The 12,323-nt window shown below is 70.3% G+C and carries 8 protein-coding genes; 5 read left to right on the forward strand and 3 right to left on the reverse strand.

What is annotated here, in order from left to right; genetic code table 11:
• Positions 1–30: 30 nt before the first annotated feature.
• The 5 genes from valS (at position 31) to H284_RS20470 (ending at position 10,177) form a co-directional block, all read left to right on the forward strand.
• On the forward strand, positions 31–2,649 hold the full coding sequence (gene valS, locus H284_RS0101500) for a valine--tRNA ligase (protein ID WP_020074905.1): 2,619 nt from the start codon (positions 31–33) through the stop codon (positions 2,647–2,649).
• Positions 2,646–3,092 carry a GNAT family N-acetyltransferase gene (locus H284_RS0101505; protein ID WP_020074906.1) on the forward strand — a complete coding sequence of 149 codons (447 nt, stop codon included), beginning with the start codon at positions 2,646–2,648 and terminating at the stop codon, positions 3,090–3,092. The genes valS and H284_RS0101505 overlap by 4 nt, the downstream gene beginning before the upstream one ends.
• A gap of 70 nt (positions 3,093–3,162) precedes the next feature.
• Complete coding sequence (locus tag H284_RS0101510; RefSeq protein ID WP_039731167.1) at positions 3,163–3,636, forward strand: GNAT family N-acetyltransferase; 474 nt, start codon at positions 3,163–3,165, stop codon at positions 3,634–3,636.
• Positions 3,636–3,902 carry a hypothetical protein gene (locus H284_RS0101515; RefSeq protein ID WP_020074908.1) on the forward strand — a complete coding sequence of 89 codons (267 nt, stop codon included), beginning with the start codon at positions 3,636–3,638 and terminating at the stop codon, positions 3,900–3,902. The genes H284_RS0101510 and H284_RS0101515 overlap by 1 nt, the downstream gene beginning before the upstream one ends.
• A 125-nt stretch (positions 3,903–4,027) precedes the next feature.
• On the forward strand, positions 4,028–10,177 hold the full coding sequence (locus tag H284_RS20470) for a CLIPPER-2 domain-containing protein (RefSeq protein ID WP_020074909.1): 6,150 nt from the start codon (positions 4,028–4,030) through the stop codon (positions 10,175–10,177).
• A 27-nt stretch (positions 10,178–10,204) separates the two neighbouring features.
• Here H284_RS20470 and H284_RS0101525 read toward each other — a convergent pair whose 3' ends face one another.
• From H284_RS0101525 to H284_RS0101535, 3 genes are read right to left on the reverse strand one after another with little or no spacing between them, the layout of a single operon-like run.
• The gene (locus H284_RS0101525) at positions 10,205–10,390 is read right to left on the reverse strand and encodes a hypothetical protein (protein WP_018190800.1); all 186 of its coding nucleotides are present in this window, start codon (positions 10,388–10,390) and stop codon (positions 10,205–10,207) included.
• Positions 10,387–11,658, reverse strand: coding sequence for an MFS transporter (locus tag H284_RS0101530; RefSeq protein ID WP_020074910.1), 1,272 nt, complete (start codon positions 11,656–11,658; stop codon positions 10,387–10,389). Before H284_RS0101530 ends, H284_RS0101525 begins: the two co-directional genes overlap by 4 nt.
• Complete coding sequence (locus tag H284_RS0101535; protein ID WP_020074911.1) at positions 11,658–12,323, reverse strand: helix-turn-helix domain-containing protein; 666 nt, start codon at positions 12,321–12,323, stop codon at positions 11,658–11,660. Before H284_RS0101535 ends, H284_RS0101530 begins: the two co-directional genes overlap by 1 nt.

Here is a 12,323-nt window from a genome sequence, read left to right on the forward strand (position 1 = left end):
GTGCCGCACATATCGACTCGGAGGACCCCTATGAGCGAGAACACGCCCGCCGCTCGCGTACCGGACAAGCCCGCACTGGAAGGTCTCGAGTCGAAGTGGGGTGACCGCTGGCAGCACGACGGCACCTTCCTGTTCGACCGTGACGCCGCCCTCGTGGCCGGCCGCGACAGCGTGTACTCGATCGACACCCCGCCGCCGACGGCCTCCGGGTCGCTGCACATCGGCCACGTCTTCAGCTACACCCACACCGACGTGATCGCACGCTTCCACCGCATGCGCGGCAAGAAGGTGTTCTACCCGATGGGATGGGACGACAACGGCCTGCCCACCGAGCGCCGGGTGCAGAACTACTATGGCGTGCGCTGCGACCCGTCGCTCCCCTACGAGCCAGACTTCCAGCCGCCGTTCGAGGGCGGCGACAACAAGAGCACGAAGGCCGCCGACCAGAAGCCGATCTCGCGCCGCAACTTCATCGAGCTGTGCGAGCGGCTGACCGAGGAGGACGAGAAGCAGTTCGAGGCGCTCTGGCGCACGCTCGGCCTCTCCGTCGACTGGTCGCAGACCTACCGCACCATCGGGCGCGACTCGATCCGCACCTCCCAGCTGGCCTTCCTCCGCAACATCGCGCGCGGTGAGGCGTACCAGGCGCAGGCGCCGACGCTGTGGGACATCACCTTCCGCACGGCCGTCGCGCAGGCCGAGCTGGAGGACCGCGAGCAGCCGAGCGCCTACCACCGCGTCGCGTTCCACGGCGCCGATGGCCCTGTTCACATCGAGACCACCCGCCCGGAACTCCTGCCCGCCTGTGTGGCGCTGGTGGCGCATCCCGACGACGAGCGATACAAGCCGCTGTTCGGCACGACCGTCCGCACCCCGCTGTTCGACGTCGAGGTGCCGGTCGTCGCCCACCACCTGGCCCAGCCGGACAAGGGATCGGGCATCGCCATGATCTGCACCTTCGGCGATGTCACCGACGTCACCTGGTGGCGCGAGCTCGACCTCCCGAACCGGGCGATCATCGGCTTCGACGGCCGCATCCTCCCCGAGCCGCCCGCGGCGATCATGTCGGAGGCCGGCAGGGAGGCCTACGCCCAGCTGGCCGGCAAGACCGTGTTCTCGGCGAAGCAGGCGGTCGTGGAGCTGCTGCGCGCCTCCGGCGACCTCGAGGGCGAGCCCAAGCCCATCCAGCACCCGGTGAAGTTCTTCGAGAAGGGCGACAAGCCGCTCGAGATCGTCTCCACCCGCCAGTGGTACGTGAAGAACGGCGCGCGCGACGAGGAGTTGCGCGCCCGGCTCATCGAGCTGGGTCGCGAGATCGACTGGCACCCCGACTTCATGCGCATCCGCTACGAGAACTGGGTCAACGGCCTCACCGGCGACTGGCTGATCTCGCGCCAGCGCTTCTTCGGTGTGCCGATCCCGGTCTGGTACCCGCTCGACGCGGTCGGAAACCCGCTGTTCGACGAGCCGATCCTCCCGTCGGAGGAGATGCTGCCGGTCGACCCGTCCTCGGACACCGCGCCCGGCTTCGACGAGGCGCAGCGCGGCCAGGCCGGCGGCTTCGTCGGCGAGCACGACGTGATGGACACGTGGATGACGTCCTCCCTCACCCCACAGCTGGCGGGCGGCTGGATGCGCGACCCGGAGCTGTTCGACGCCGTCTTCCCGTACGACCTGCGGCCCCAGGGGCAGGACATCATCCGCACCTGGCTGTTCTCGACCCTGCTGCGGGCGAAGCTGGAGGCGGACGTGGCTCCGTGGCGCAACGCCGCCCTCTCCGGCTTCATCGTCGACCCCGACCGCAAGAAGATGTCGAAATCGAAGGGCAACGTGGTGACGCCCGCCGACATCCTCGAGCGGCACGGCTCCGACGCGGTGCGGTACTGGGCGGCCTCCAGCAAGCTCGGCACCGACGCGGCGTTCGATCCGCAGAACCCGACGCAGATCAAGATCGGCCGTCGCCTGGCGATCAAGCTGCTCAACGCGGCGAAGTTCATCCTCGGCTTCGACGCGCCCGAGTCGCTCGACCTCGACCGGGTGACCAGCCCGCTCGACCGCAGCATGCTACAGAACCTCGCCGGGGTCGTGGCGGACGCGACGGCCGCGCTCGACAACTACGAGCACTCCCGGGCGCTGGAGATCGTCGAGCCGTTCTTCTGGACGTTCTGCGACGACTACCTGGAGCTCGTGAAGGAGCGCGCGTACGGCGAGGCCGGCGCAGAGCAGGCCTCCGCGGTTGTGGCCCTCCGGGTCGCGCTCTCCACGTTCCTCCGGCTGTTCGCCCCCGTGCTGCCGTTCGCGGCCGAGGAGGCGTGGAGCTGGTCCGAGGAAGGCTCGGTGCACGTGGCGCCGTGGCCCGAGGCCCGGGAGGTGGCGCTCGACTGGAGCGCGGACCGCGAGGTCCTCGCCATCGTCGGACGCGCCCTGACGGGCATCCGCGGCGCCAAGACGGCCGCGAAGGCGTCCCAGCGCACGCCGGTCGACTCGGCGGTCATCGCCGGCCCAGCCGACGAGATCGCGGCCGTCGAGTCCGCCGCGGGCGACCTCCGCTCTGTGGGCAGAATCGCCGACCTGCGGTTCGCCTCCGCCGACGAGCTGCAGGTGACCGATATCCTGCTCGCCGCAGCCCCGAGCGAGGAGGAACGATGACGGCGACGGTCCGGCGCGTACGAGACAACGAGTTCTTCACCTGGCTCGACCTGTACGCAGGCTACGGCGACTTCTACGAGCGACCGGTCACCGACGAGAAGGCTTTGCTCGTGTGGAGCTGGATCTCGGACCCGGACAACGAGCTGGAGGCGTACTTCGCCGTCGACGAGGAGGACACGCCGATCGGCCTGGCGCACGTGCGCGAGTTCCTCCGCCCCCTCGACGGCAGCAAGGGCCTGTACCTCGACGACCTGTTCGTGAGCCCCGACGCGCGCGGCGCCGGAGCCGGCTCCGCCCTGCTGGAGACCCTGCGCGAGAGCGCCAAGGAGCGCGGCCTGTCGGTCGTCCGCTGGATCACAGCGAAGGACAACGAGACCGCTCGGCGCCTCTACGACAGGTTCGCTGAGAAGACCAAGTGGGTCACCTACGATCTCGTCCCCTGAACGTGACCGTTATATGGTCGGAGGACGCACCGGTCTCGCGACCGGGCGCGAAACGCGAACGGAGGAATCCATGTCGATCGAGGTTCGACCGGTCAAGGACGGCGATTTCTTCGCCTGGCTCGATGTGTACGCCAAGTACGCCGAGTTCTACGACACCCAGTTGACGGACCAGAAGGCCCTGGTCCTGTGGTCGTGGCTCACCGCCGACGACCACGAGGAGGACGGCTACGTCGCCGTCGACGGCGACCGCATCCTCGGGCTCGCCCACATGCGCGAGTTCGCCCGCCCGCTCGAAGGAGACCGCGGCCTGTTCCTGGACGACCTGTTCGTCGTCGAGGAGGAGCGCGGCAAGGGGGTCGGCGGCGCACTCATCCAGAAGGCCCGTTCCCTCGCCGAGGAGCGCGGGCTCGGTGTCGTGCAGTGGATCACCGCGCAGGACAACTCGACAGCACAGAAGCTCTACGACCAGGTCGCGAGCCGGACGTCCTGGGTGACCTACGAGATCGACCTGGCGTCCGCCCGCGTCGAGGCGGGACGCGCCTGATGCAGCTCGGAACCCGCTGGGCGGTCGGCGAGCAGCCTCCCGCCTCCCTGCCCGAGGTCGTGGCGTACGCCGTGCAGACCGTCGAGGAGGAGCTTGTCGCCACCGATGTGGAGACGAACGGCTGGAGCTGGACGCTCACCTGGCTGGAGGGCAAACCGGTCGTCACGCTCGACGACGGCACCGAGATCCGTTACAACGCCCAGGAGGACTCGGCCACGATCACGCAGACGATCGAGGCCGACGCGTCCGACTACGACGAGGCCTGACCCGCCGTCAGCACGTGCCGCTCGGCGCGGCCACCTCACACGGGGCCCTGTCCCCGCTGGCCCAGCGCGGGGGATCGCGACCGCTGTCTTTCGGGCACACTCCTCATCTCCATAACCTCCGTTAGGTGAGCACCCGCACCACCTGGATCCACAACGGTCGCCCCCGACGCAGTCGGCGAGGCGGTTCTCGGCCGCTCTGGCCCGCGCGCCGTGCGGTCACCCTCGCCCTCACTCCCCTGCTCCTGCTCTCGGGCCTCGGCCTGGCGACCGTGGCGACGGCGCCTCCCGCCGCGGCGGCCAGCAACGCCCAGCTGCTCGTGGCTGCAGTGGCAGTCGACCCGGCGACCGGGACTCCGCTGACCACCACCGGTCCTGGACAGTTCGGCAATAAGATCGCGTTCCGGGTCGACTTCTCCTGCATCGTCGAAGACTGCGCGAATGCGGTGGTCCGGTTCGACCCCACGCAGCTCGACCCGAACCAGTCCTTCTACCGCCTGCTGGTGCAGTCTGGGTTCACGCCGCCCCTCACGGGCGGCACGCTGACGGGGTCGGCGACCACCGGATACAGCGTGGCACTCGGAACGCTGCCCGCCGGGTCGTCGGGGTCCCTGACGCTCGAGTACACGCTCGCGACCGTCGGTGCGCTCTCCCTCGGACCGGAGCGTTCCGACCACCCGGTGTCGAACTTCCCGGACGGCTTCCCCATCGTGCAGGGGGTGCACGGCACCGCGGACGGGGCGGTGGTCTCGGGCTCCGCGTCTGCCCCGGTGACCTGGCGGATCGGCACTCCGGACCCATGGGTCGTCTACGGCAACCTGTTCGACCCGCAGGGCCGCGAGGTGGCTCAAGGCGGCGTGCTGGCGACGGACACCGACTATCGGCTCCCCGTCCAGCTCGCCAGCAACTGCGTGTCGTCCACGGTCAGCGGGAACAGCACGGTCACACTTCGGCGAGACCTGCTCTGCGCCAGCGCCTTCACCGTGACGCAACGGCTCCCACCGGGAGCCGAGTTCGTCGCCGCGGACGGTAACCCGCAGGTCTCCGGCTCGGTCGCCTCCGGACTGCTGCTCACCTGGCAGGGCCCCGCCTGGGCGGCGACCGGCAACACCTCGCAGATCGGATGGGGCGCTCAGATCGCCCAGGGCAACAGCAACGCCACGCACCCGCGCTTCGTGACGATGCGCTTCCCGCGGGAGAACCTCGCGCCGCCGGGGCGCACCTGCGACTTCGACGCCACGGTGAACGGGCTGACCGCGAGCGCGACCGTCACGTACATCAGCATGCCGGGGACACCGGGGACGGTGAAGACCGCGAACCGCGGTCCCGGCGCCGGATACGTCGTGCGGTGCACCGATCCTTTCCCCCGCGCGATCATGGACCCGAAGACGTCGACGTTCGACGGCGCGACCCGGACGGTCGCGGGCGAGTCGAACGTCCTCGTCCCGGCGTCGGGCGAGAACCTGAAGGAGTGGCGGGTCACCGTCGCGAACACGGCCAACATCCCCGGCGTAGCGGTCGTCACCGACGATGCCCTCGACCTGGCGGGTCTGCCTGTGTACCAGATCGTGGCTCCGGTGGGCTCGACGATCGTCTGGACGGCCACAGACGGAACGACCACCGTCTCCGGGACCTCCACCGGAACGGCCGACGCTCCGGCGGGCTTCCGATTCGCCGCATCCACCGTGACCTCGCCCGTCCTCACGGCGCCGAACCGGCTCCGTGAGGAGACGCGCCGCACCGATTTCTCCGTGGTGTACCGATACCGGGTGACCCCGGACGCACCGTGGGGAGCCCGGCGGACCGACACGGCGAGCGCCGTGATGCAGTGGCCGGCCAATCCCGAGTTCGCTCCGACGACGCTCGGACCGGTCTCGCACACCGTCGTCCTCGTCGGGCCGTTCGCCCGGCTGAACACCTACAAGCGGGTCTACACGGACATCGGCGTCACCGTCGAGTCGGACCTCCCCATCCCCGGTACAGGCACCCGAGGCGGCTGGTGGAACGTCTACGTGGGCAACTCCGGCAATGCACCCGCGATCCCCCGGGTCACCGACACGACGATGGACGACCCGAACATGCCGGTCACCCGGGTGCGGCCGATCTTCCAGGATCCGGCCGGAAACTTCACCGACGTCGTGTCGACGATCCGGTACACGCTCGATGACGGGACGACCGGAACCGTCAACGCGACCTCGTACACGGCGCCGGCCGGACGGCATATCGTCGCGGTCACAGCGACCGGTCCCCCGTTGCCCGGGGGCTCGACGACGCCGCAGCAGAACCAGTCGTGGTTCTACATCGTCACGCTGAATTTCACGATCTCCGCCGACGCGATCCCGGAGACCCGTCACACCAATACGGCCCAGACGTCGCTCGACTACCAGCGGGACGGCGTCACGAACCCATCGGGCGAAGCGACGCGCACAGCGCATCTGGTGGGTCCCAATCCGGTCGTGTCGGCGACGATGGGCGTTCCACAGATCCCGGGCGGAGCGACGAGCGCGACGACGACCTCGAACGTGACGTTCACCGTCGGCGGCGGGACGAGCGACGTGAGCCGGACGAGGGATATGACGCCTCAGTACGTCTTCGTCGCCCCCGCGCAATGGAACATCGCCCCGAGGTCCGCCTCTTTCCCGGCAGGCTCGGTGCCGGCGGGCGTGACCTTCGCGTACCGGACCGTGACCATCGCGGGCGTCTCGCGCCAAGCCGTCGTCGCCTCCTGGCCCGACGGGACGGTGTTCGGCAAGAACCGCTCACTGCCGACCATGTCGGTGATCGCCCGCCCGTCAGCGTCCGCGCCGGCCGGTTCGGTCGGCGTCCCCAATGCGTTCGTCGGAAACTCGGCGGCCGTACTTCCCGGCGATGTGTTCAACCGGTCCTTCACAGACGTACCGGACCTGGATGGCGACGGCAGCACCTCTGAGCGCTTCAGCCAGGCCGACAACACCGGCCGCGGCGTCCCGGTCGCGGCCGTCGCCGCCATGCAGGTGCTGAAGGAGATCTGCCTGCCCAGCACGACTGCTCCCGGCGGCTGCCAATGGTTCGCCGACCCGAACAACCATGTGGGGGTGCCTCCGAACTCGACAAGCATCCGCTACCGAGTCACCGTCACCAACACCGGCAACACGGCCCTCAGCAACGTCACCGGGTACGACATCCTGCCCTACCCGGGCGACACCGGCACCAGCGACCCGACCGGCTCCATCCCTCGAGGCTCCACGATGCGCGAGAGCATCTCGACCGTCTCGAACGTCAGCGGCGGCCCGACCCTGTCGTACAGTGACGCGACGCAGCCGTGCCGCCTCGAGGTCGACGCGTCGGTCCCGGGATGCGTGGACGACTGGGATTCGACCCCGACCGGTGCGCAGGCCATCCGCCTCTCCGTACCCGGGACCCTGGCCCCAGGTGCCGGCGTCTCGCTGCAGTACACCGCGACAGTGCTCGGCAACCCTGGTGACGGGGCGGTGGGCTGCAACTCGATCGCCGTTCGGGCGACAGGGCTCGCGAACGTGTCCGAACCGGCTCCGGTGTGCGCGTCGATCGAGGAGACCGACCTCCGGATCGTGGCCGGCACCCCCCGCCTGCAGCTCGGCCGGCCCGGGGTCCTGCCCTGGACGGTCACCAACCTGGGCGGAGCCGCCAGCACGCAGGCAGCCGTCACGGTCGCGCTGCCCGAGGGGCTGTCCGTCACGAGCTTCGCCTTCGGAGGGTGGACCTGCACGGCGACCGACGCAGGGGGCACACCGGTCTTCGGCACGGCCGTCGGCCCGGCGACGCTCAGCTGCACCGCCGCCACGTCACTGCTGCTGGGCCAGCCGCGGGCTCTCGACGTTCCCGTCGTGCCCACTCGGAGTTCGATCACCGTCGGCGCCGAGGTGACCGGGCGGCTGTACGACGGCCACCTCGCCAACAACCACGACGACATGCGGGTCACCGCGGCCCCGGCCGCCGGTGCTGTCGGGGTGACGAAAGACGACGGGAGGACGACGGCCGCACCCGGCGACCTCCTTACGTACACCGTCACGGCGCGCAACCCGCTGCTGTTCGAGACGCTCACCGGCGCGGTGCTGACCGACGTGCTGCCGGGCGGGGTCCAGTTCGTCTCCGCATCCGGCGGCGGCTCCCTCTCCGGGACGACGGTCACGTGGAACCTCCCAGCCCTGCCCGGTGACGGCACGGTCACGCGGACTCTCACCGTCCGGGTGCTCCCCACGATCGCCTCCGCACGACTGGACAACACCGCCTGGATCTCCGTCCCCGACCCGGCGAACCCGGCGATCACGCTGGACGGCGACGCCACCGACTCGGACGCCGTCCGAACCACGCCGGCGATCGTCCTCGAGAAGGGCTCCATCAGCAACACCTTCGCCACCGTCGGAGAAACGGTCCAGTACACCTTCCGCATCCGAAACACCGGCGATGTCACCCTCTCCGGGGTCGCGATCGCCGATTCACTGCCGGGACTCTCAGCCGTCTCCTACGTCTGGCCCTCCCAGCTCGGAGTGCTCGCCCCCGGTCAGGCCGCGACCGGCTTCGCCACGGTGGTCGTGACGCAAGCGGATCTGGATGCCGGGCGCATCCACAACACCGCCACGGTCACCAGCACGACACCGGGCGGCACGCCCGTCACGGACAGCGACGAGCACACCGTCACCAGCACGGCGGCTCCCGCTATCGCTCTCGACAAGACCGCCTCCGGCACCGTCTCCGCAGCGGGCGACCTGGTCGAGTACCGCTTCACGATCACGAACAGCGGTCCGCTCACTCTGACGGATGTAGAGGTGCGCGACCCGATGCCCGGCCTGAGCGACATCCGCTACCAGTGGCCGGGAGCGGTCGGGATCCTGGTGCCCGGACAGGTCGTCATCGGCACGGCGACCTACGCGGCGACGCTCGCCGACGTGAACGCGGGCAGCATCCTGAACTCCGCGACGGCGAACGGGCACTCTCTGACCGGCGTCGATGCGACAGCCGCCGATGGGGAGACGATCACCGTCGTTCGCACTCCTGGGATCGCTCTCGAGAAGAGCGCGCACTATCGACCGGGCCAGCGCGGTGAGGCTGGTGACACCGTGGTGTTCGACCTCGTCGCCACGAACACCGGCAACACCACTCTCACCGACGTCGTCATCGCCGATCCGCTGCCCGGACTGTCCGACCTGGACTACACCTGGCCCGGAGCCAAAGGCGTCCTCCTGCCCGGTCAGTCGGTCAGCGCGACAGCCCGATATGTGGTGACCCAGACCGACGTCGACGGTGCGGGAAGCGTGACCAACGCGGCGACCGTCACCGGCTCCGCACCGGACGGGAGCTCCCCGACCGCGGCGGCCACCACGACCATCGCGACTCCGGCCGACTCCGCCATCCAACTGGTGAAGACCGGCATGACGAACCCGTTCCAACCGCTTCGCGCAGGAGACGCGATCACCTACCGGTTCGAGGCCACCAACACCGGGGTGGTCACCCTGTCCGGCGTCACCATCGCCGACGGGATGCCCGGGCTCTCGACGCTGACCTTCGAGTGGCCCGGCGCGGACGGGACGCTCGCGCCCGGCCAGACGGTCACTGCTTCAGCGACGTACGTTCTCACCCAGGCCGACATCGACCGGGCCACGGTCGTCAATACCGCGACGACCTCCGGAACCACGCCGGACGACGCGTCGGTCACCGACGACGACACCGCGACGACGATCATCCCGTCGGACGCCCACCTGGCGTTCGACAAGACGGCAGCAATCGACGCAGGGACGTGGACGGTCGGCGACACGGTGACGTACGGCTTCTCGCTGAGGAACACCGGGACCGTCACGCTCACCGGAGTGCGCGTCCGCGACGACCTGCCCGGGCTCTCGACGATCGACTACAGCTGGCCCGGAGCGCCCGGAGTGCTCGCGCCCGGCGACGCCGTAACCGGTGCGGCGACGTACCGGCTGACGGCCCACGACCTGCAGAGCCGACGTCTGACCAACGTCGCCACGGCGTCCAGCGACGAGACGACCGGGACACAGGATGCGGTGACACTGGACGCACCTGCCGACCCGGGCGACCCGCCGGTACCGCCGGCGACCGGACCCGGGGCCGGCTCAGAGGCCGGCCCCGGGTCGGGTCCGGCGGCCGAGGGTCCGGTCGTCCCGGCGGCCGGGAGTCCGCTCGCCGCCACCGGCGCCGCGGGAGACGGCGGCGCATCGTTCATCGGCGGAATGCTGATCCTCTGCGGCCTCGCCTTGCTCGTGATCCGGAGGCGCCGACGCGCCGCTGGTCCGACGGAGTGACGGCGCCTGCAGAAGTCGTCGTGCCGCTCAGCGCGGCAGCTGCGGCAGGGTGTGTGCGGCCGCGTCGCGCGTGCGCTCGATGAGCTCCACGCGGTCGGCGTGCCGGACGCCGCGCGGCAGTGGACGGGCTCCCCACGCGGTGAGGGCGGTGCCGACCCGCAGGGCGACGCGGTGGGTGAACGGGCGGTACGGCGTGACCAGGACGGCGGTCATGAGGGTTGTCCTTCCGGGACGGGTTCGTGGGCCGGCGTCTGCACGGACGCCGACAGGATCAGGCGCGACGCGACGAGCGTCAGGACGACCACCAGCCCGCCGCCGATGACGAACGGCAGCCGGAGGTCGATGCGGGCGACGAAGCCGCCCAGGACGGTGGCGATGGGCGTGAGGCCCCAGCCGAGCGTGCGAACGATGCCGAGTGCGCGCCCGAGCATGGCGTTCGGGATGATCGCCTGGCGGAGCGCGCCCCACGGCACGTTCCAGACGGCGACGCCGAACGCGCCGATGGCGTAGGCGGCGATCGCGATGACGACGTTGGCGGTGACGCCGACGCCGAGGATGCCCACGCCGCTGATGAGGATCGCCCAGAACATCACGCGGCCGCGGCCGAAGCGCTCGACGAAGCGGCTGGAGACGAGAGCGCCGACGAGCGCACCCACCCCGACGGCGGCAGTCACAACGCCGACCAGGGCGGCCGGCACCGAGAACGTCTGCAGCAGCAGGAGCACGACGCTCCCCTGCGCGAAGGCCAGAGCGGACGCCGTGGTCGACGTGAGCAGGATCATCCACCGCAGGAACCGCTGCTGCCAGAGGAAGCCGACGACCGCGGAGAGCGTCGGCCGCGGCTCGGCCGCTCCCGCCTCCCCGTGATGAGCCGCATGGGCCGCGGCTGCCGGGATGGTCAGCGCCAGCATCCCCGCGACGAGGAAGCCCGCGCCCGTCAGCCAGACGGGCAGCACGATGGCCACGGCGAACAGGAAGCCCGCGACCGGGGTGGCGATGAAGTTCTGGATGGTGATCTCGGCCGACTGCATCCGCCCGTTCGCCCGATCCAGCTGATCGCGCGATACGAGCGCGGGGACCACGGTCGAGGTCGCGTTGTCGAAGACGGTCTCCCCCAGCCCGAACGCCAGCACGCAGGCGTACAGCAGCCAGATCGTCAGGGCGTCGGTGGTGATGAGGATGGCGAGCACAGCGGCGACCGCGAACCGCAGCGAGTTGGCCACGGACATGGCGACGCGGCGGTCGACACGGTCGAGGAGCATGCCCGCCGGGATGCCGAACAGCAGCCACGGCAGGAAGGTCACGGCGCTGACGCCCGCGATCAGCGCCGGGTCGCGGGTCAGGGTCGTGGCGATCAGCGGGACGGCCGTTCGGCCGAGACCGTCGGCCAGGTTGCTGGCGATCGCGGCGGTCCACAGGCGGCCGAAGCCGGCGCCGAGCGGCGTGCGCGCAGCGGCAACGGTGGAGGTGGATGCGGACATCAGCGGTCCTCCTGCTCCACCAGCGGGAACGCGTTGAACTGGATCTGGACCCGCTTGCGGTCGGCGACCTCGCCTCCGGCCTTCTCGACCTCGGCGTTCTCGGCCTTCCACTTCTCGCGGAGGCGCTCCTGCAGCACGTAGTACTCGCGGCCGAACTCGGCCAGCTGCTCGCGCGTGAGCTCCTGGTGCGACGTCGACAGGGTGCTCGACTGCATCCAATGGAACCCGAACGTGTCGAGACCGCGACGCAGGAAGGAGGCGAGGCGGCGCTCGTTGTTCTGCTGCCAGCCGAGCGAGATCAGCTCGCTGGCCTCCCGGCCGGCCGGCGTCGACAGTGTCTCTGCGGAGCCGATGGTCACGCCGCCGGGCGCCATGCGCCACCAGCGCTCGCGGCCGGAACCGCGCTCGGTGTCCTCGACGATGATGTCGTGCTTCGCGAGTTGACGGAGGTGGTAGCTGGTCGCCCCGCTCGACTCCCCCAGGCGCTCGGCGAGCATGCTCGCGGTGGCCGGCCCGAAGTCGGACAGCTCGTTCATGAGCTCGACGCGGAGTGGATGGGCGAGCGCGCGCAGCGCCGCCATCCCCAGAGCGTCTTCGTAACGCGAACTGCCGCCCGCGACGCCGGCGGCGGGTGCGGTCTGCTCGGGCTGTTCCTCGTTCGTCAT

It is taken from the genome of Cryocola sp. 340MFSha3.1, from assembly GCF_000383315.1.
GTDB lineage: Bacteria > Actinomycetota > Actinomycetes > Actinomycetales > Microbacteriaceae > Leifsonia.

Bases quoted from the DNA above. Each gene is read 5' to 3' on its own strand.
- H284_RS0101535 (WP_020074911.1), bottom strand. From the start codon at position 12,323: ATGACGAACGAGGAACAGCCCGAGCAGACCGCACCCGCCGCCGGCGTC.
- H284_RS0101510 (WP_039731167.1), top strand. From the start codon at position 3,163: ATGTCGATCGAGGTTCGACCGGTCAAGGACGGCGATTTCTTCGCCTGG.
- H284_RS0101505 (WP_020074906.1), top strand. From the start codon at position 2,646: ATGACGGCGACGGTCCGGCGCGTACGAGACAACGAGTTCTTCACCTGG.
- H284_RS0101525 (WP_018190800.1), bottom strand. From the start codon at position 10,390: ATGACCGCCGTCCTGGTCACGCCGTACCGCCCGTTCACCCACCGCGTC.
- H284_RS0101515 (WP_020074908.1), top strand. From the start codon at position 3,636: ATGCAGCTCGGAACCCGCTGGGCGGTCGGCGAGCAGCCTCCCGCCTCC.
- H284_RS0101530 (WP_020074910.1), bottom strand. From the start codon at position 11,658: ATGTCCGCATCCACCTCCACCGTTGCCGCTGCGCGCACGCCGCTCGGC.
- valS (WP_020074905.1), top strand. From the start codon at position 31: ATGAGCGAGAACACGCCCGCCGCTCGCGTACCGGACAAGCCCGCACTG.